The 20655-nt window shown below is 34.6% G+C and carries 18 protein-coding genes and 1 riboswitch; of the genes, 3 read left to right on the top strand and 15 right to left on the bottom strand.

Annotated elements, in window-relative coordinates:
- Positions 1–89: 89 nt before the first annotated feature.
- From QA612_RS20480 to QA612_RS20460, 5 genes are all read right to left on the bottom strand, one after another.
- Positions 90–665 carry a DUF4352 domain-containing protein gene (locus QA612_RS20480; RefSeq protein WP_278285694.1) on the bottom strand — a complete coding sequence of 192 codons (576 nt, stop codon included), beginning with the start codon at positions 663–665 and terminating at the stop codon, positions 90–92.
- 125 nt (positions 666–790) lie between these two features.
- Positions 791–1657 carry a polysaccharide deacetylase family protein gene (locus QA612_RS20475; RefSeq protein WP_278285693.1) on the bottom strand — a complete coding sequence of 289 codons (867 nt, stop codon included), beginning with the start codon at positions 1655–1657 and terminating at the stop codon, positions 791–793.
- A gap of 374 nt (positions 1658–2031) precedes the next feature.
- The gene (locus QA612_RS20470) at positions 2032–3294 is read right to left on the bottom strand and encodes an ATP-binding protein (protein ID WP_278285692.1); all 1263 of its coding nucleotides are present in this window, start codon (positions 3292–3294) and stop codon (positions 2032–2034) included.
- Positions 3295–3379: 85 nt separating this feature from the next.
- Positions 3380–4708 (bottom strand): Na+/H+ antiporter NhaC family protein, encoded by a 1329-nt coding sequence (locus QA612_RS20465; protein ID WP_278285691.1) that lies wholly within the window; start codon positions 4706–4708, stop codon positions 3380–3382.
- Between the two features lie 75 nt (positions 4709–4783).
- Positions 4784–4966 (bottom strand): hypothetical protein, encoded by a 183-nt coding sequence (locus QA612_RS20460; RefSeq protein ID WP_278285690.1) that lies wholly within the window; start codon positions 4964–4966, stop codon positions 4784–4786.
- A gap of 400 nt (positions 4967–5366) precedes the next feature.
- Between QA612_RS20460 and QA612_RS20455 the strand changes: the two genes are divergently transcribed.
- Positions 5367–6245 (top strand): hypothetical protein, encoded by an 879-nt coding sequence (locus QA612_RS20455; protein WP_278285689.1) that lies wholly within the window; start codon positions 5367–5369, stop codon positions 6243–6245.
- 73 nt (positions 6246–6318) lie between these two features.
- On the opposite strand, the gene QA612_RS20450 is transcribed toward QA612_RS20455, so the two are convergent.
- From QA612_RS20450 to QA612_RS20430, 5 genes are all read right to left on the bottom strand, one after another.
- Positions 6319–6936, bottom strand: coding sequence for an ECF transporter S component (locus QA612_RS20450; RefSeq protein WP_481804461.1), 618 nt, complete (start codon positions 6934–6936; stop codon positions 6319–6321).
- A 59-nt stretch (positions 6937–6995) separates the two neighbouring features.
- Positions 6996–8636, bottom strand: a complete 1641-nt coding sequence (locus QA612_RS20445; RefSeq protein ID WP_278285687.1) for an ABC transporter ATP-binding protein — start codon at positions 8634–8636, stop codon at positions 6996–6998.
- Positions 8618–9496 carry an energy-coupling factor transporter transmembrane component T gene (locus QA612_RS20440; RefSeq protein WP_278285686.1) on the bottom strand — a complete coding sequence of 293 codons (879 nt, stop codon included), beginning with the start codon at positions 9494–9496 and terminating at the stop codon, positions 8618–8620. The genes QA612_RS20445 and QA612_RS20440 overlap by 19 nt, the downstream gene beginning before the upstream one ends.
- A gap of 2 nt (positions 9497–9498) precedes the next feature.
- On the bottom strand, positions 9499–10374 hold the full coding sequence (locus QA612_RS20435) for a DUF4430 domain-containing protein (RefSeq protein WP_278285685.1): 876 nt from the start codon (positions 10372–10374) through the stop codon (positions 9499–9501).
- Between the two features lie 85 nt (positions 10375–10459).
- Complete coding sequence (locus QA612_RS20430; RefSeq protein WP_278285684.1) at positions 10460–12388, bottom strand: DUF4430 domain-containing protein; 1929 nt, start codon at positions 12386–12388, stop codon at positions 10460–10462.
- Positions 12389–12521: 133 nt separating this feature from the next.
- Positions 12522–12719: riboswitch (cobalamin riboswitch) on the bottom strand.
- Between the two features lie 212 nt (positions 12720–12931).
- On the opposite strand from QA612_RS20430, the gene QA612_RS20425 reads away from it, so the two are divergent.
- The gene (locus QA612_RS20425) at positions 12932–13792 is read left to right on the top strand and encodes a metallophosphoesterase (RefSeq protein WP_278285683.1); all 861 of its coding nucleotides are present in this window, start codon (positions 12932–12934) and stop codon (positions 13790–13792) included.
- Positions 13793–14024: 232 nt separating this feature from the next.
- Entirely contained in the window at positions 14025–14723 is a 699-nt protein-coding gene (locus tag QA612_RS20420; protein WP_278285726.1) for a nucleotidyltransferase domain-containing protein, read from the top strand.
- Between the two features lie 242 nt (positions 14724–14965).
- Here QA612_RS20420 and QA612_RS20415 read toward each other — a convergent pair whose 3' ends face one another.
- From QA612_RS20415 to QA612_RS20395, 5 genes are all read right to left on the bottom strand, one after another.
- Positions 14966–16114, bottom strand: a complete 1149-nt coding sequence (locus QA612_RS20415; RefSeq protein WP_278285682.1) for an SGNH/GDSL hydrolase family protein — start codon at positions 16112–16114, stop codon at positions 14966–14968.
- 322 nt (positions 16115–16436) lie between these two features.
- A complete protein-coding gene (locus QA612_RS20410) occupies positions 16437–17525 on the bottom strand; it encodes a GDSL-type esterase/lipase family protein (protein WP_278285681.1) in 1089 nt (362 codons plus the stop codon).
- A gap of 135 nt (positions 17526–17660) precedes the next feature.
- Entirely contained in the window at positions 17661–19031 is a 1371-nt protein-coding gene (locus QA612_RS20405) for a hypothetical protein (protein ID WP_278285680.1), read from the bottom strand.
- Positions 19032–19233: 202 nt separating this feature from the next.
- A complete protein-coding gene (locus QA612_RS20400; RefSeq protein WP_278285679.1) occupies positions 19234–19824 on the bottom strand; it encodes a hypothetical protein in 591 nt (196 codons plus the stop codon).
- 156 nt (positions 19825–19980) lie between these two features.
- A complete protein-coding gene (locus tag QA612_RS20395) occupies positions 19981–20655 on the bottom strand; it encodes a DUF1287 domain-containing protein (protein ID WP_278285678.1) in 675 nt (224 codons plus the stop codon).

The raw sequence follows: 20655 nt of genomic DNA, 5'->3' as shown, positions 1-20655 counted from the left end.
TGCAAATAAATTTGATATAAGTGTATAGAAATACCCAAAAGGAAGTATGCCTTCTGGGTATTTAAATAAGTGGGATTAATACAATTGTTTTAAGAACCTACATACCAAATTGCTTGCCCGTTTGTAAATGGTTCTTCAAAGACCACTTCATAGTATGAACTGTCTGGGACATCAAATGCTATTTCTCCACGCATTGTTCTTCCTGGCGCAACCTCTCCATCCATACTTCCTTTCGTGTCGGTAAAAATAGTAATGGAATGTTTAAAGTGTTCATCATCGTAGACAGAAAAATTAAGCATAGAAGAAACATTGTAGCTTTCATCAGAATCATTTTCTACAGAGAAATCTGCAATCAAATAAGCTGCTTCATTTGGTGTTTCCCAATCACTTCCTTCACTAAACGTTACGTCATTTAATGTAATAATAATGTCATTAAATCTAACGCTATCCCCTACTGCTAAATCAACCTCATCCTCAACTTCCTCCTCATCCATTACTTCTTCGTCAACATCATCAAGTTCTTCTTCCAACTCTTCTGCAGCTTGTTCCTGTTCTTCTTGCTCTTTTTCTCGATCTTCTTCTACTCGTTCAATATCAGCTTCTCCACAGCCTGTAAAAATAGCTAAAATTAATGTAAGTATTAATACGTAGCATATTTTTTTCATTTTGTTTTACCTCCATGGATAATCTTTTGTTGATCAAGAAACCCCGTACAGTAAACGCGACGGGGTCATAAATGATTTATAGGATTATTTTTTACTAAAACGAATATTTTATCCACGTTCATTTTCTATTGTTCATAAGGAATATTTAATAATTGTGGAACGGTTACAAATTCATAGCCTTGTTCTTGAAGGTTAGGAATAATGATATCTAGTGATTCAATTGTGCCTGTTAAATCCGCTTCAATATCGGTTCCATCGTGCATTAATACAATTGCTCCAGGATGAATGTTTTGAATCACATTTTCAGCTGTTTCTTCTGGAGGTAACGCTTGCCAATCTAAAGAATCAACCGACCATCCAATAACAGAATAATTCATTTCACGGAGCTTTTCTAGTAATTCATCATATAAAAAACCATATGGTGGTCGAAATAACGAGGTACGAAATCCTAGAATTTCAGCTAGCTTGTCCTCTGCATTCGTCACTTCCCTCGCTAATGTTTCAATTTCCCCTTCTGCCACAAGGTTTGGGTGCCAATACGTATGGTTCCCTACAATGTGACCTTCATCGCCAATACGCTTCGCAATTTCAGGGTATGCCTCAGCTCTAGCTCCCATTAGGAAGAAAGTTGCTGGCACATTATATTTACTTAAGGTATCTAATATTTGAGGTGTAAACCTCGGATCAGGACCATCATCGAAAGTAAGTGCAATCTTCTTTTCATTAGTTGGTCCCTGTAATGCAAGTGTTTCTGGATATTTTTGCTGTAATTCAATTAAAGAAACTGGGGTTTTTTCGCGAGTAGAATCTTCAGAGCCTCCTCTTAGGTCAGGAAGGTCATCCTCCGATTTATCTTTCTCTTTTCCCCACCACCAAAGCTGCTTCATATCCCCTGCAGGATGATCATGGGCTTGTACATGTAACATTCCAAGGACAAGAAATGGTATTAACATAGCCACTACAACAATTGATTTCATTATTCTCTTATTCAATTGGTCATCTCCTCTTTCTATATAAATTTCATTGTTATTTTTCATTTAAATTATTTTTATATACATTAAAATAAAGAAAATTCGTCCATAAAATGAAAAAAAATAGAACAGCTTGAACACTGCTCTATTTTTTTAATCAAAATTTTTAATTAGACTATAACAAGTAGAATAAGAGCTGATTTAGCCAATGCTACATAACAAACACCCTTTTCTCCAATATAGACTTTCATCTTTTTTAATAACATATAAAAAAAGATGACTCCAAATGTTGAATAATAAAGCCAGAAAGACTTCTTCCAGTTGAAGAAGTCTACTAATCTTATTATCCACGGAGACATCCTGCTAATATTCTCAGATGCTATTAATCTTTATTCTTATGCATGTAATTCATTTTTTATAGGTAACTCTATCGAAACCCTTGTTCCTTTAGGCTCTATTCGTTCATAGCTTATTTTTCCACCATGCATTTCAATAATTTTATGACTAACTGTCAACCCTAAACCAGTTCCCTTTTCTTTTGATGAGTAAAATGGTTCCCCTATCCGTTTCAAAAATTCATCTGGAATTCCTATTCCTTGATCTTCAACAACAATACATACTTTTTCTAACTTATTACGAATGATTTTTACGGATATGATTCCTTTTTCATTAGAAGCTTCAATGGCATTTTTTACTATATTAATAAATAGTTGCTTTAATTGATTTTTTTCACAATCAATTAAAATTTCTCCATCTACGTAATATGAAATTGTTACATTATTCATGCTAGCTTGCGTCTGTAATAAACAAACAACATCGTTCAAAATTGTACTTACGTCGCAGCTTGTAAACTCCACTTTTTGAGGTTTTGCTAGAATAAGAAGCTCTCCCACGATATGGTTTATTCGATCTAATTCAGTTAACATTATATTATAATAAAATTTATTTTTTTCGTCTTCCTTTTCCAATAACTGTATGAACCCTTTAATTGACGTTAGAGGGTTTCTAATTTCATGCCCTACACTAGCAGCTAACTCACCAACAACTGATAGCTTCTCTCTTTTACTTAACTGATCTTCTACTAATTTCATCTTCGTTACATCCCTACCAATAATAACTAACTCTTTTCTCCTACCGTCCTCGTGATAGAGGGGTAACTTTACTATATTAAAGTGTTTTTTGGAACCATTAGGAAATAAAATTTCCTCTTCAAAACTATACTTTTTACCTAGTCGCCATACATGCTCATCTACTTTTTCACAACAAATCATTGCTTTTCTATAATGAGAAGGAATTTCTACTATCTCTGAAGCTTTTTTTCCCCGATACTCTATATTATCTAATTGTAAAAGCTCCAAACCGTATTCATTCATTTCAACTAATTTACCATCCTTATCCTTAATACTTATAAAATCTACCATAGAATTTATTATCGTCGTTAACTTCTTTTCTTGTTCCTTTGTATTGTTTAACTCTTCTATCTTACCCAATACAAAATAGATGAAAAATGCTGTAATTCCTACATAAATTAACCCTTTTATTTTTTGAAACATCATAATAGATTCTAATGATGCGTACCTTCCTACAAAAAAATCAGTTAAAATAACCCAAAGAAGGCCAAAAACTAAATATATAATAGTAATTTTTCTCTTTTTCAAGTTTACCTTCTCCTTTATTACGAAAACACTTGTTTCTTACTACTTTACCATGAAATAAATTACTACTTTCTTGGTAATATATAACTTATACCGCTTTATCTAATAGATAATCCCTCTTTACTCTCGTAGAATATAACCAAGTAATAAAAGGCTGCACAATCAAAAATAGTGCAAAAGGTGCATAATTTAAAACAGGAACTCCAATGATGGTGCTACAAAGAATTGCTAACAAACTCCACGGTACTAGACCTGCAAAAACGACAGTAGAATCTGCAAGTATTCGTGCAAGATCCTCCTTTGAGAAGTAAGCTTTCCAATGTGGAAGTAATGTCCTACCTGTTAAAATAATAGGAAAGGATTGATTAGGTGAAATAAGAGAAACTCCTGCAGCAATTCCAATGGTCTGAGCTGTGTTTTTCTTTAAGGATGTTTTATTTGAGAAAAATTTCTCAACAAAGGGCTGTACGATGTTCGTATTCTCCATGATTTGGCAATAGGCACCTACGATTAGGATAAATAAAACAAAAGGAAGCATATCCAGTACACCACTTAATGACCCAACACCAGTAAAAAGCCCTTGAAGCCACTCTACGGCATCAACTCCTCTTAAGAGCAGTATGACAATTGCCATTCCAATAGCAACAGAAAAAGAGAGCTTCATTTCTTGTTTAAGTAAGATCATTATTAATAGTGATAAAGGCGGTAACAGAGAGACCGTTATTTGAAATAAATTTAAGTCTTCCAAAGATATTACATTATTTAATGATATATCTCCCTTAGGAACGAATATATCAAAGGCTAAAAATAACATAGCAGTTATTCCCACTCCCCACAGCATTGTGGGAATGATTGCCCGTAGATGTAAACGGTTATCTATCTCTACTGACATACGAAGAAGCTGAAAGGAACTTGAAATTGGTGATGTTCTATCACCCACAAACCCTCCTGATACTAGTGCTCCTGCAACTACCCCTGACGGTAGTCCTAATTGTTCCGCTGCTGTCATCATTGGTACTCCAACAATACTTAAGCTTGCAATGGTGGAGCCCACAATCATTGACATCAATGCAGTAACTAAAAAAGCTATTGTGAAAAAATAAGTAGGTGATATAAAAGTCAAAAAGAGGGAATTTATGTCATGAATCGTTCCAGAATAATACCACGTAGGTAAAATGACTCCAATAAAGAAGAGCAGCCATGCAACATGACGATTACGAACCATTCCCTTCCAAGAAAAGCTCACTAACTCCCGAAAGGTATATTGATGTTTCATCCCTATAATCCACAAGGCAATTACCCCTGGAAGCATAGCAATAAAAAGAGGAATATCATAAGAAATCCCCATCATTAAAAACATTATTGTAATTGAAAATATAAATAAAACTTCTTTTAAAGTAAAAGCTTCTTTATTCATTTAGTTATCCTCCGTGCATTCTACCTAATACTGGGTTAAAAAAGTTGAGTATATAAGAATAAAAATCTTTAATCATTATAACAGAAAAGAAGGTAGTTTATATTCTTTACCGTGGACGACCTGCCAAGCCTCCTCAGCACTATGAAGTAGAGCAAGATATGTTTCTTCGTGACTGCGGTGTGGAGGCTGAAGCATTGCCCGTGGAAAGCGTTCAGCAGTAACGGAGGAACCTCCTTGATGATTATTTTCATCCTCCATGGTACAAGTTCGACTTGGATAGTGGTCTACCCTGAAAATAAGAACGATTCAGGAGTGGAAGGCGGCGACTCCAGTGGAATCAGCACGAGCCGAAAATCCCATAGCATTTACCGAGTAAGTGATAGGAAGTTGAGGCCGTGCCCCACGGTAAAGAAGACACTGTGAAGGATGAACAGATGTCGCACTTATGCCTGTGGTGAAAGCTGTCACCTGTAACGGAGGAACTCACTATGAAATAATTTTCATCCTTCATGGTGCAAGTCTTCACTTGTATTGGGGTCTACCCTAACGTTTGTTAAAAGGCAAAATTAATACGAAGGTATAATATAATCTCCATCTTGTATTTGCTATATTTAGATTGAAAATGCTTTTCATCAATATTAACTAATGGGGTGGATGAATGACTAAAAATTTAATATTTCTAAAACTCAGAAGTGTGATATTCCTAATGATGCTCCTTCTTTTTATTACAGGCTGTGAAATAGACATTACTATAAATGGAAATTCAAATAACGAAAATACCCAGGACGAGGAATTAAATGATGAAAATAACAACAATGACAGTACGGACGAAGATTCTAATAATAATGGATTAAATGAAGATGCAAATGACAATGAAACAGAAGAGAATGAAGTAGGTGTTGACAATGAAAATTCAAATGACAGCACCTTAGAGGATGATGCCGATATTTCAAACGAAAATGGAACAGATGGGAATGAAGCTGATGATGGTATTTCTGTGTTGAACTATCTCCCTATGGAGGTGGGGTACGTTCACAACGTTGGTGGGAATGTCCCTGATGGTTTTGGAGAATTCGTGGAAGTTATTGGTGCACAAAACGATTACTATTTGGCAACAGGTGGTTCTACTTCGATGGGGTTCTATCGCTTATACGAAGTAAATGATCAACAAGCAACTATCCTTTTTGAAGCAAATGAGGAGCACACAGAATATTATGAAATTGATGATTTTTTATCTGCCGGGAATATGAATGACGCCATTGACTACGCTGTAACGAATAGTAACAAGAATTTTGTCCTATTACAAGCTCCTTTAGAAGAAGGAACAAGCTGGAATGAAGGGATAATTACAAATACTCACGTAAATGCACTTCAAACGGATGAATCAATTGTATTTGCATTATTAGTAGACTACGAAGATCGTGAAGAATTACGCTATTTTGAAGAAGGAGTAGGTTTAGTAGGAATTGTTCATTATTCACAGCAAGTACAGGATTTGTTTGGTGGAGCAGTTTATGCAAAAAACATTGTAGATTAACACTTACTTTAATGAACGAATGTAGAAGGAGGCCATGTTGTGCCTCCTCTTTTCTAATCAGCATCTTCTACTTTTATCGTTCTAAAAGTCCATACTTCGTTTTGAATCGTTCCAATATTTTTATCCAAATACCTCCGAACAGTAAAAGAAAAAAAACATTTGAAATAGCATGAATAGTATCAAATAATGCGCTTCCCAAAAAGTAAGCAATCAGAATTTGGAACTCAACAGGCCCCTCTGAACCAGTAAAAGCTAAGACTCCCCAAAAGTTCATAATCCAACCAAATACAAAGGCAGATACAATTGCAAATAATACCTTCCCCCAAGTTTTCCCCATAAACGAACGCTTTCGAAGGAGACCTGCGGAAAAACCAACAATTCCCCAAGCAATCATTTGCCATGGTGTCCACGGACCTTGACCTAAGATCATATTAGATGCTAGTGCTGATACGATGCCAATAATAAAACCACTCTCTGCTCCAAAAACAAAACCAGCCATCATGATGACAAAGGTTGTTGGTTGAACACTAGGAATGCTTGCAAATGGAATTCTACTTACAGCTGCAATAGCCGCTAATACTGCCAATAAAACGATTTCTCGAGCTTCCATCACCTTTTTTTCAAACCGTAGCAGAAAAAGAATAATAGCAAGAATAACAAACCCAAAACTTAACAATAAGTAATGCTCAATCCAGTGTATGGATAAAAAAATGAACAACGGTATGAGAAGGATGATTATAAGGTTTTTTATTATTCCTTTTGATTCCATGCTCGAACTGCCTCCTCCTCTGTCACTAATTCGTTAGACAGTCCGCGAAAAAGTCTCTGTATCATCGTTGTATAAAAAAAGTTTCCATGAAAGAATTTTCCCGGGAAATCTTCCGATGAAATCGTTCCATCAAACATCATTCCACATCGTGTTGCATATTTTGCAACAAACTCCACATCATGAGAGGTCATAAAGATTGTTATGCCTTCTTTAGTCAAGTTTATTAAAATAGAAGCTAATTTCTCTTTCGATACTGGATCCAGTCCCTTTGTTGGTTCGTCTAATAGAAGGACCTCTGGCTTTCGTAGTAATAAACAGGCTAATGCTCCTTTTTGGAGTTCTCCTCCGCTTAAATCATAAGGATGCTTTTCACATAAATGGTAAATTCCTAACGAATAGAGTATTGCATCTGCCGCTTTCTTCGATACGTTCCATTGTTCTATCGTTTGCCGCACTTCCTTTTCTAACGTATCCTGAAGAAAGAATAATTTCGGGTTTTGTGGTAAATATCCTATGCGTTGTACAAGATCCTGCCTTTTCCATGATTTCATCTTTTTATTATGAAGAGTAATGGAACCTTGTTGTGGTTTATAAATTCCACTTAAAAGCTTTAAAAATGTAGTTTTTCCTGATCCATTACCACCTAAAAGGGCGTATAGTTCCCCTTTTTTTAATGAGAAATTCATGTCCCTTAAAATGGCAGCTTCCTTTTTATCATATTGATAATAGACGTTTTTAACTTTAATTATCTCTTTACTATCTACACTAATAGATGCAAGCTCGTTATTTACCTTTGGAATCTTGTGCTCCTGTAACCAGGTTCTCCCCTCTTTTACCGTCAGTGGTATTTGTGTATGCCCCGTCTCCTTTAATGACCGCATATAAAAAGAAGGGATAGATGGAATGTATGCTTTTTCTCCGTGACACCATATATGATGCAACGCCTTTCTTGGACTACCTTCAATAGCAATGCTTCCTTTTTCCATCATAACTATTTTATCTGCAATAGGAATGATTTCTTCTAAACGATGTTCAGCCATAATAATTGTCATTCCAAATTCCTCATTTAAACGGACGAGCATTGACAAGAAATCTCGACTACTTACAGGATCTAGTTGAGCTGTTGGTTCATCTAGTAACAATACATTTGGTTGCATAAGAAGGACAGAAGCAAGATTTACCTGCTGCTTCTGTCCTCCAGAAAGCTCGTGTGTTTTTCGATTCAATAATGCTTGAAATCCCATGAAATGAACCATTTCTGCTAGTCTATTTCTCATTTCATTTGCCGTTAGTCCTATATTCTCCATACCAAAGACTAACTCATGCAGGACATCATCGGCAACTACTTGGTTTTCTGGGTCTTGAAAAACAAATCCTATCTCTCTTTCTGTAGCATCTTCATCAATCAGCAACTGATTATTCATATAAATCTCACCTGAAAGCTTCCCATGTGGCTGAATATTATTTTTCAGTAGACGTAACAACGTACTTTTACCACAACCAGAAGGGCCAAACAAAATAACAAACTGGCCTTTATTTACTTTTAATGATAGCTTATCCAAAGCTGGGGAAGAGGTATTTGGATATGTAAATGTTACGTTTTTCAATTCAATAAATGCCATCGAATATACCCTCCTACCTGTACTAAAATTGGAAAAGCTAAATATAAGCAAAATAATAATAAGAACGTCATATCTAAACTGGTCATATACATAGAATCCATCACTGGATAAACATTTAAATATACATGTCCATTCATACGTCCGACAATACTTATAACAAGAAAACTACAAAGAAGAATAATTGCAAAGACATCCATTGACCTAAATCGAAAATATTCATATGATGATCTTTTATGTTTTCCATATTCTCTACTTTTCATAGAATCTGCCGTTTGAATTGCTTCTTCTAACGAGTAGGTTAATAGAACTTGGACGTACATTAACCCGTTTTTCACCTTGTTTTTCCATGGACCTTCAACTACTGTAATTCCTTTACTTTGTTGTATTGTAGAAATATCATCAAGTCTCCTCTTCATTAAAGGAATAAATCTTAATGTTAGCATTAACAAAACGGCAAACTGCGGCATTATTTTTGAGAATAAAAATAGAAGCTTATTTGGTGTCATCACTTCGTTATACGATACAAATAATGCAATAATCCCCATGATCGTCAAACCTGTCATCCCACCATAAACCAATGCCTCTAATGTTACACGATGACCTAAAATTTCAACTACTACATGCCTTCCTCTCTCATTGAATATTGGATTTAATAAAAGAATGAATAGACCCGTAATAAAAATAAAAGGAACCCACTGTCGTAAGCTTTTACATTTATCATAAGCAATATGAATAGAAACAATAATAAGAAAGGCGAAACTTAAACTTATCGGATGCTGTAAAAGCATGAGCAATACTATGGCCCCAAAATAATAAAAAAAGGATACAAAAGGATGAAGTTGATCAAACCGTTGAATCATGATTAGCTATCTCCCATAAAATCTTCCATATAAAGCCATTCCACATGATCTCCATCCTTTACAGACGTTGCACCAGCACTTTTTGTTAGATCATTTCCATTTATCTTTCCAATCCAACCACTCCGTGGGCCATAATCTAACTCATAATAGTTATCAATACCATGAACGTAGGCCATGGCACCTCTTCCACTATAGTCAACATGAATGGAAGGATTCTGTTGCCCTGCTACATTTAATAAGACATCAAGTACAGTATCTCCATCACTGATAGTAACGGTAGACCTATTAATAATCGTTCCAACTTCTTTCGGTCCTTTTACAACTATCGTGACTGTTGGGTCAGGTGTCTTTGTCTCTTCCTTCGTTTCCGTCTTACTAGTGTCCCTTGATTCCTTATTATCCTTAGTATTATCCTTCTCTTTTGTCTGTTCAGAAGATGAGGAAGAAGTGGATTGTTTTTCTTTCGTAGTCTCTTCCTTTGCACTTGAATTATTATTGCTTGATGTGTCTATCTTATTTTTGTTCTCATTGGAGATAGAGGATGGAGGATTCTTTTCTTTTTCTGCCTCCTTTTGCGAGGACGAAGGTGGAGAGACTTCTCCCTTTTCTTCCTTCACCTCTGATACAGTATCATCTGATGGAGACGCATCTGTATCAGCACCTTCCTCCTTCTCTTCATTCTCATTTGACAATACATCTGAATCATTTTCCTCTTCTTCACTCGACTGATCATTATCAAAAGCTTCCTCTACTTCATTACTTACGTTATTTTCATTTCCTAAGGAAACAGAATTATTTCCTGTTCCACAGCCAAGTAAACTTAAGATAAGTAATATGGAGAACAAAACAGTAATTCCGTTGAAGATTCTTCCCTTCATCTTTATCCTCCTTCACTTTTTCATGAAAATACGAGTTCCCCCTTGTATATTAAATACAAGAGGGAGCAATCGATTTTCATTCGATCTAATTGATTAATCTTTTTCTTCTCTCTATTACATAAAAAGCTATTCCACATAATAAAAGTAGAAGTCCTATTAAAAGAAGAGTAAACTGGTTTGTTGCCGTATTTGGCAAAAGATCCCCTTCTTCATTTTTCTCTAATTGTTGATTGCTTGATTCAGAATCAGAATCAATTCCAGTAGCTTCGTCCTTATTCGTTTCTTTCTCTTCTTTTTCTTCTTTTTCTTCTTTTTCTTCTTCATTTTCGTCATTATCTGTCTCAGCATTATTCTCTTCCTCAGTCGAAACTGGAGCTTCGTCAGCTAAACGATATAATGATGCATTCCCTTGAACAAATAATTGGTAAGCAACGATACCGCGGAAGGCTTGTTCTGTTGAAAAGGAATCACTAGGTGCTTCATCCTTCCAGTAAAATCCACCATCTTCATTTTGGAAGCTTAGTAGGAATTCTATTAAACTCGTTTCATTTCTTGTAAAGGATGTACCATTTGCATCCATTCCTAATGCGGATAAAGCAATTACCGTTTGGGCTGCAGTTGAACTGTTGTCAATTTTTCCAGCATGGTAGCTTTCCGACAAATAGTTTATTCCTTTGTCAACTGCTTCAGATACCGTTTCATCACTTTGGTATGGAGCCAATGCAGCTAAAACCATTGCTGTCGTATCTAAATCACTTGTGGAGCCACCACTCCATTCCCAACCACCATCATTATTTTGAGCATCCAGTAAGTGTTCAATAAGGGCCTCTCTGCTCCAAACAGCATTTTCGGGAACTTCAAAATTTGCACTATCCAATGCAATTAATCCGTAAATGACACCGTTAAGTCCTTGTCGTGTCATGTTATCTCCATTATAAATAGCTTCCACTAAGTTATAGCCTTGAAACGCTGTTGGATCTCCTCCTGCAGCGACTATTCCTAACACATAACGTTCTGTATCTGTAATATTTCGGAACTGTCCTTCAGCATCTTTGACAGCTTCCTTCACGTTTTCTAGGTAGGATAATGGAATATCTTCTCCAGCCTGCTTTAAAGCGATAGCCTCCCATTCACCAATGGCGTTTCCTAATACGTATTGAATTGCTTGTTGGACTGCAGCTGATAGTGCTTCAACATCATAGTAGTCATCAGTGGTACTGTCATCATTACCGTTTGATTCACCATTTTGTTCATCCGTTTCATCCTCATCAGGAGCTTCGTTGTCATCCTCTACAGGAGCCCAGGATTCATAATTAAATAGGATTTCATCTCCAGATAGAAGCTTATAGCTTCCAGAACCAACATTTGCCTGTTCATCATTAACATAGAAGGCCCACCAATAAGGGTCTTCTACAGGTATTCCTGCTATACCATCTAAAGAAAGACCCCATTGAGGATGAATACTGTAATCAACATTCTCATTTCCCATAACGACTTTTAGTAAATCAAAAGCCGTAGGTTCTTCTTCAGCATAGAAATTAACTGGCCACTGGGTTTCTTTAATTGTCCCTTCATCACCAACAACCATAAGATCTACTGAAGGATCTTGAGGAACATTTTCATCCATAAAACGGAAGGTTAAATTATCCCCTTCATAAACTTCATAGCTATCAGCTCCAACTTGAGAACCGATACCATTAATATAAAATGACCAGTAACTACTAACTCCATCTCCTACTAAATCATTAATCCCTTGAATGAATTTTCCGTAGGAGGATTGTTCATACTCTATATTTTCTTCTCCTACTACATTTACTAGTACATCAAAAGCAGTATCTCCCTCTTCATAGTCATACTCTGTTGGTTCAAGAAGGAAATTTCCATCCTCTCCAATAATGGTAAGTGTTCCAATTTCTCCTTCTGCATCTGCAAAAACTGTAGTCTGAAAGCTTCCTGAAAACAAAGCAAATATTAATAGAAAGCTCAACATAACATTCGTCATTCTTTTAACCATAAATTCTTCTCTCCTTCATCCTTTGTATGTAGTTTTGAACATAAAAAAAATCCCCTTATAGAAGGAGAAGTGAGATTAAGAAATGATGTAAACTTACCGTTTACTTCTTAACACCCTCCTATCCTCGTAGTACTGGTGAAAGTGAAAATAGGCAGGTTTCCTGGCTCATGATCATTGTTATCTACGTCTTCCCATCTTTGAAAGACAGTGACATCGTGTAGATAACTCCCATTTACAGTGGCGGGACCGCGTTGGTTTTTCACCAAACTTCCCTATTAAGCTCCTATTCTAGCAATACTAAAATAGAAACACCTATTTAACATCCAATATTTTTATGTCGAAGTAATTATACAAAATATTTGTTTCTTTGTATACATTAATGTTTATCTCCTCAATCAAAATCACAATAATGTACCATAAATTAAAGACATCAAATGAATTAAATTTGGTTAAAATCTAATAACCACAATTTACTTGTTACACCCTGAATAAAATTCCTTTATACTGTTTAAGATCCTATCATTCATTAAAGGGGGACTGTTAATGATATTATCATTTATATTAATTATTGGAGTTTTCATCTATTACTTTTACTATAAAGGAAATCAAAATACCCACCATATAAGTATAAATACCATTACACCTCTCCATAATGATGTTACTGATCCTAGCACGATGTCAATTCGAGTGTTACAACTGTCTGATTTGCACCTGGAACATATTTCCATTTCACCAGAGGACCTTTATCAAAAATTAAGGAATAAGCCTTTTGATCTTATCGCATTAACCGGTGATTTTCTAGATCGTCCTAAAACACTATCTATACTTCCAGGCTATTTGAAGGTTTTACAGCAATTGAAACCAAAATATGGTACGTATGCCGTATTAGGAAATCATGATTACAAGCTGAGAAAGAAACATATAGAAATATTAAAAAATATACTAGTAGAGCATGATGTGAATTTATTAGTAAACGAAAATAAATTAATTTACATCAATGGTCAACCAGTTCAACTTATTGGAATTGATGACCATCATTCTAAAAGACATGATGTGAAGAAAGCTTATAAAGAAGTAAAAAGTACAACATTCCGTCTTGTCTTAACACATGATCCGAATGTTGTTTTACACATGAAAGATTATTCTTTTGACTATTTACTATCTGGTCATTTTCATGGAGGACAAATCTGTTGGCCGAAGCCTTATCATTTGAAAAAGTTCGGAAAACTCGTCCGCTTAAACTTAATCAAAGGACTTATTCATTATGAAGGAAAGGTTTTTTATATTAACGAAGGGCTAGGTCAAACAGGAATTAATATTCGAATAGGTAGTAGACCTGAGATTACAATCCACGAAATTAATGTACCTGCAGATAAAATTAATATCATGAAAAACGTAGTATAATAATTATTTTCTAAAACAGGTTGTTACTTCAAAAGTATCAGCCTGTTTTTATTTGATTTGGTATAGTAAAAAGTCAATTTAAAATAAAGTTTAATGATTGTAATTTTGATCATATATATAATTAATTAAGAAAAATTGGCTAGTGTCAAGCCTTTAGACGTAGGCGATTGCCTAGTATACTACATATTGATTTTATTGAATGGAGTGGGTTATTTTGTCAATTGAAAATAGAATGAAACCATTGGAAGCAGCGTCTCAATTTATTTATACTAGATACCCTCATTGTCATGGTGCTCTACTAGCTGGCAGTGTCGTTAGGGGCGAGGCTACTGCCACTTCAGATTTAGATGTCATCATTTTTGATATGAATATTCAATCAAGTTTTCGTGAGTCAATTGTTTTTAATAAATGGCCTATTGAGATGTTTGTCCATAATTTAACATCATACAGACAATTTTTTGAATCTGATGCAAAACGAGCTATCCCTTCTCATCAACAAATGGTAGCGGAGGGTGTTGTTATTGTTGATCATGGTGTTATTCCTTCCATAAAAGCTGAAGCTATTCAGATGCTAAAAACCGGTCCAGCTCCATGGACAGAGGAAACTATTCATAAGAAAAGGTACTTTATTACAGATTTACTAGACGACTTTATCGGTAGCAACGTTCGTGGAGAAGAATTATTCATTGCTAATTCCTTAGCTAATCATATTCAGCGCTTTGTCTTAAGAACAAATGGAAAATGGCTTGGTTCATCTAAATGGGTTGTACGTATGTTAAAACAATTTGATGAAGCATTTGCTGAAAAATTCATTCATGCCTTTGATCACTTTTATAAAACTGGAGAGAAGGAAAAGGTAATTCAGCTTGTTGATGAAGTATTAGAACCATACGGAGGACGACTGTTTCATGGATTTTCACTTGGAAAATAAGTAAGAAAAAAAGTTTCTATTTTTGGCATAGTTACTTTCAGGGTAGACCTCATATGCAAGTAGAAATTGCACCATGGGGGATGAAAATTCATACATTTCATGCGAAGTCGAAATTACAACAGTAGCTTTGTCTATAAGGTTCAGTTCCCCCTAGTTCAGTCCCTATTTCTTTCGAATATAAAAAGCAGGTTATGAAAATTAAATTCGCCTGCTTTTCATATACATGTAAAAGTATCTTTTCATTAGTTTAATTTTTTCAACTGTTGTTTTGAAAAAACTAATAGAAGAAAACCTAACATCAATACACTAAGGCCAATTGCTAAATATGTGTATAATGCTGAAGCTGTATTCGGAAGCTTATGCTTATCATCCTCAGAATTCGTTGATGTTTGCTGTTCTGATTTTATTTCTTTTTCCTTCTCTTCCTTCTTTTCATCATCCTCAGTATGAGTTTGATCCTCTTCATTTGATTTTTCTTCCTCTATCTCCTCTTCCTCAAAAACTGGAAGTTCTTCCTCAGTATTTTCTGACGGTTGCTCTTCCTCTGGAGGGTCTTCTTCAATTGGCGGCTCTTCTATGATAGGTTCTTCCGGAGGTTCCTCATCTATTGGTGGGTCTTCTTCAGTTGGTTCTTCAGGTGGTGGGAGGATAGTAGCTAATAGAGCATTAGCTAATCCAGCTAAAATCTGTTGCCCAACTATATTTGGATGAACATCATTAGGTAACATGTAAATTTCTTGATTTCCATCAAATGCAACAAAGGCATCCACAACTACGATTCCATACTCCGTTGAATTAAAAGAAGAAATAATATGTTCATTAACACTTTTAATAATAGCATCTGCTGCTTGGAACAGAGTGGCACTAAACATGTCATCTCCTGCAACAATTGGATTATATATATTATAAAGGACAATTGGCGATGATGAATTTGTACGAATTAGCGTTATAATATCTATTAAATTACTAGATAATAATCCTGAAGCAGCCAGTACATCATCATTCATTTGAGCAGGATCAAACAAGGTAGGATTAGCCATTATTTCAGCAAATCTTGCTGCTTGAAGTAAATCATTGCTTCCAATATTAATTGTAATAACATCAGAATCTTGTATTACCTGTATAAACGCTTCATCAATTTGTAAAGCATCTAGTAAATCAGACGTTGTCCACCCAGGAACTCCTAGATTCGTTACATCAAGTTGTCCTCCTCCAATTAAAAAAGGGAATGCTTCTCTTTCTGGATCAGCAAGATTAAATCCAGCGGTAATAGAGTCTCCTAGCGCTACAAGGGAAGGCTTTTCGGTTTCATCTGCTAAAACTAATGGTGCGTAAAACATTGAAACAAGTAGAATAACAAGAATTGCATGAATTACTTTCTTCTTCCTCAAACGAATTCCTCCTAATATTTAGTTGTAACTTTCATAATCTGAATATTATACTTATAATATTCAGATTATTCAATATGTTTATTGGATGGATTTGAGGACTTTTAAGAAGCTATCCTAGTCAGTATTACTAATAGAAAGATACTGATACTCCACCTAAAGGAGATGGGCTTTCTCGTTCGGAAAGTTCTGTAATAAGATGCGGCGTTATCTACGGTATGGAAGACACCGTTAATGAAAAACAAAAGGCAAATATAAAAGAGAAGACTGTGCAATGCAGCCTCCACTTTAACATCATTTTTTAACTTAAATGTGATTCTCCAACTTATTTGTGACTACCTTTTAATAGCCTCCAACTTATATAAATAATGAATAAGATAGAAAAAATGATTAGTATAAACGCTACTACTTCGATTGTTTTGTTCACAATATTTCGATCTTTCCCTACCTTTGTTTCAGCTTCACTTGCTCCTTTTAATGGAGACATCTCAGATACACCTTCATTATTTATGTCTTTGACAGAACTTGCATCTTCTACATTTTGTGCCATAACTTCTTTTTCAGTTTCTTCATTCATTTCATCATCATACTCACTGTTTGTTCGTACATTAGAATTTTCCCCATCAAATTGGGAATTTTCATCTTTTTCATCTTCTGTAAGTTCGTTAATTGTTACTAGTGCCTCGTTGGCCAAATCAGCTAACACTTGCTGTCCTATTTTATTCGGATGAATATCACCATATGGTAATAAGAATTCGGACTGATTTCCATGATATGCAGAATGAGCATCTACAACAACAATGTTATCTTCTGTTGAATCAAACGGAGAAATTATTGCTTGATTTACATTTAAAATAATTTCATCAATAGCATAGTATATAAACTCACTAACTATATTTTCTCTCAATGACATTGGATTATAAATATTATAGAGAATAATTGGTGCATTCGTATTTGAACGTATAATAGAAATTATCTCATTTAAATTATCATTCATACTGTCTGATGCAGCTTTTACATTTTCTGAAATATCATAAATATTAAATGTGGTTGGATCATTTATTAAATCTTGAAGATTTAATGCTTGGATCAAATCGTTATTACCAATATTTAATGTAATAACATCAGCTTTCTTAATTGCATCAAGATACGATTTATCATTTTCTTCTAAAACAGATAGTAGATTGAAGGTTGTCCATCCAGCTATCCCTAAATTAGTAACTTGAAAATTTCCATCGTTAATTAAATATGGGAATGCCTCATCTTCGGGATTGTTAAGATTATAGCCTTGTGTTATCGAATCTCCAAGAGATACGAGTGATTTCTCCTGCCACTCCTCAGCGTAAAAAATAGGAGAAATTAATATGCTGGCTACAATAATAAGCATGGTTAGAATATAAATTTTTCTAATCAAACCCATCCCTCCTTACATATTTTCAATCTGCAAGTACTAATTGAAGGGTATTAATAATCATCTAGTTTCGTAGGAAAAGAATTCTAATTGGGAGGCGCCGTCTCATCCTCCCTTATCTCACTCTACCTTTAACACCTACAATAGAAAGTAAGCAAATATTGTTCCTAATGTTCCGAAAACCAGTGCAAACGGCATATTTTTAAGAGTGATATGGTAAGGGTTTTGACCAGTATTCATTGAAGTCATCGTTACAATTACACCATATGTGGATACACTCACCGTGGATAATGCTCCTATAATTAATGCTAAACCGATTCCTAATGGATCCATCACTTCGTACAATGGTGTTACAATTTCGATCAAAATACCGATGGTAGCAATTGGATGGATTCCAAACATACTCATAAATAAATACGTAAATTGAATAGCAAAAAGAAGTAATAACGGATAATCAGAAGCAATCATAAATGGATATTGTATGATCCCTAAAAGAGGAGTCGCATTTAAAGTGTTCGAGAAAAAAGCTAACGAAACAAATAGAACAAAAAAGTTTTGCATGGCATTTGTTCTAATTTTCCAAGTGTTCCAGCCAATTATTATGAAGCTTTTCCATCGTTTCATTACAATGGACCATAAACAAGTGAATGGAAAAATAACGAAGGTTACAGAAAGAATAAAATTTAACCCCGTTACATTACTAAACATGACAACAAAGGCAAGAAATAGAGCTAAAGCAACAAACAATTGTACGATGTTTAATATTATACCTTTCAAAGAAAATGTTTTACTTGGTTGATTATGAGCAGGTTCATATGGAATTTCTTTATATGCTCTTCTTCCCCAAGCTGTATCTAACATCATCATAATGAAGGTAAATAGAACGAGCCAAGGTAAATACGTAAGATAGCTCACTCCTGTAGCATCAACAGTAATTGCAACAAGGACTTCCATTGGACTCCATACGAGAGCCATAGAAAATGCACGGAGTGTTGTTTGACTAATAAAAACGTCTCTTATTTTTTTTGAATAATGGGATAGGTTTTCCATTAATACACCTTGTGTTAGTGGTATACCTGACATACTAATAAAGGAAATGAGTGTAAATGACGTCATTGTCGATCGAACATAGAGCTTTCCTAAATCTGATACATTCATCTTCATTAACTCATTTATTCGTCTATCATAGCGTCCAGCTCGAACGACGCTATTCATCCAAGGTAAAACAGATAATAGGGATATTAAACCTAAATTAGTCGTAACAAATGGTAAAACCTCACGAATAGGTAAACCACTTTGAAAAAACAACATTGATCCTATTATGGTAAAAACTGATCCTAGCACTTTAAACAAGCGTGAAGCATGAAAAAATGACAATATAAAAATAGGAATCGTAAAAACACCAATGATATACGTTAATACTTCACTTCCTATAAAAACATTACCCAAATAAACTAGCATAATAAAAGAATAGATAATATAAAAACGATGCTTTATCCAATAATACATGTTATTTAGTCCTTTTCCTTTCTAGATACACGAAAAACCCACTCTCTAACAGCTAATTACAATTAAATCCTGATTGGAGAGAAGGTTTGCTATTTTGTTAAAATAATTGTTTCACTACTTTGTGTATAAAGCGTATTTAATTATACCATAAAATACAACCTGTCCCTCTGTTTGAGGAATATAACAACAACACATATTGTTATTAAATATTATTGTAAAAGAGAATTGAAACCTGTTCGATAAAATCAATGATCAGCTTTGAGATAATAATTAAAAATAAAAGTCCAGAAAGAACAAAAAATCCAACTGTTATTTTTTGTAAGGCTTCATCAACAATTATTTTTGGCTTCTTTCTATAATGATTAGTATATATTTTATAAAAAAGAGTTCTTCTTGGTAAGTTCAGTACCTTTACTAAACTATCATAATCCCGTTCAATTAAGCGACAAAAACTATCATAGTAATTCTCGTTTATCGTACCTTTTGTTAGAAGATCATTCCTAAAGTATTTAAATGCATATAGACAGCTTGGATCGAATAACTCATAATGCTCGTCTATTAGCTGATTCACTTCATTAATTATTTTTAGAGCATCATCGTGTGTGATTCTTTTGTATAAGTGTGGTTCGATAAGCTTAAAAATAGGAAAATATACAGAATAAAACCTTGCTTTTGCATTTTTTTTCCGATTTCCCCTTGACGCAATTACTATCCCAGCAATGAATGCAATAATGCCTGGTACAATTATTTTTATTGCTTCTATGTACACATAAAAGAAAGCCATATATAGCATTCGTACACCTCTAACAACTAGATTAAATACTTTTTAGTTCACAAAAAAGTACTCCATTCATATGTATGAACAAAGTACACTTCCCATGATTTATATGTGAAATATTAGAATAATCTAGTTTTCAATTTCGAATAAGTTCAAACACAAATCCGTAGGTTAATCTTCATAATTCCACCGATAATGTCCTGCAATAGGGGTACGAAAAGAAGTTAATTTTATTTCTGAAGCATGTGGTCTTGAGTTATGAATGACATATGGGGTGCCGTCTCGGGCCCGTTTATCTGAAATGATTCCAACATGATGGTAATCCTTTAAGAAAAGAACGATGTCTCCAGGCTGCCATTCCTTTAGATTATCTACATCTCCAGGAATTACTTCTGTCGTCAAAGATTGTAAATGCCTCTCAAAATAAACATACTGATTAGGGACTCTTCGAAAATCAATATTAGGATCAGGAGTACCATTAACTCTCGGGTACAGCTCTATGTTATTTTTAATGTCTTCGTCCATTAACTCCTTTAAGGACACATCAATTGCCTTGAAAGCCCTCCATATGACATCCGTACATACTCCCTCATCATCAGGAGGATACCCTCCTCCATAGTAAGCACTTCGATATGTGGTTCGTTGTTCTACCTCTTTCCGTGCCTCATTTACAAGCTCGATAGGATCAGGGATTCCACTTTCATTTGAATCAATAGTAGAATATGAATTTGGGACATCAACTGTAGACTGAAAAGGTATATCAATTGTTATTCCTAAATAATCCAAAAGAATACCTTTATTATAAAAAGGTAAAATGAGAACAATACTAAAAATAATAAGTATGAT

It is taken from the genome of Evansella sp. AB-P1, assembly GCF_029688925.1.
Lineage (GTDB): Bacteria > Bacillota > Bacilli > Bacillales > Salisediminibacteriaceae > Evansella.
This window is presented reverse-complemented; position numbering and strand designations above follow the sequence as displayed.

What these genes read in the sequence shown, in the direction of transcription:
- QA612_RS20480 (WP_278285694.1), bottom strand. Translation starts at nt 665, where the DNA reads ATGAAAAAAATATGCTACGTATTAATACTTACATTAATTTTAGCTATT.
- QA612_RS20465 (WP_278285691.1), bottom strand. Translation starts at nt 4,708, where the DNA reads ATGAATAAAGAAGCTTTTACTTTAAAAGAAGTTTTATTTATATTTTCA.
- QA612_RS20460 (WP_278285690.1), bottom strand. Translation starts at nt 4,966, where the DNA reads ATGGAGGATGAAAATAATCATCAAGGAGGTTCCTCCGTTACTGCTGAA.
- QA612_RS20455 (WP_278285689.1), top strand. Translation starts at nt 5,367, where the DNA reads ATGACTAAAAATTTAATATTTCTAAAACTCAGAAGTGTGATATTCCTA.
- QA612_RS20445 (WP_278285687.1), bottom strand. Translation starts at nt 8,636, where the DNA reads ATGGCATTTATTGAATTGAAAAACGTAACATTTACATATCCAAATACC.
- QA612_RS20440 (WP_278285686.1), bottom strand. Translation starts at nt 9,496, where the DNA reads ATGATTCAACGGTTTGATCAACTTCATCCTTTTGTATCCTTTTTTTAT.
- QA612_RS20435 (WP_278285685.1), bottom strand. Translation starts at nt 10,374, where the DNA reads ATGAAGGGAAGAATCTTCAACGGAATTACTGTTTTGTTCTCCATATTA.
- QA612_RS20430 (WP_278285684.1), bottom strand. Translation starts at nt 12,388, where the DNA reads ATGGTTAAAAGAATGACGAATGTTATGTTGAGCTTTCTATTAATATTT.
- QA612_RS20425 (WP_278285683.1), top strand. Translation starts at nt 12,932, where the DNA reads ATGATATTATCATTTATATTAATTATTGGAGTTTTCATCTATTACTTT.
- QA612_RS20420 (WP_278285726.1), top strand. Translation starts at nt 14,025, where the DNA reads ATGAAACCATTGGAAGCAGCGTCTCAATTTATTTATACTAGATACCCT.
- QA612_RS20405 (WP_278285680.1), bottom strand. Translation starts at nt 19,031, where the DNA reads ATGTATTATTGGATAAAGCATCGTTTTTATATTATCTATTCTTTTATT.
- QA612_RS20400 (WP_278285679.1), bottom strand. Translation starts at nt 19,824, where the DNA reads ATGCTATATATGGCTTTCTTTTATGTGTACATAGAAGCAATAAAAATA.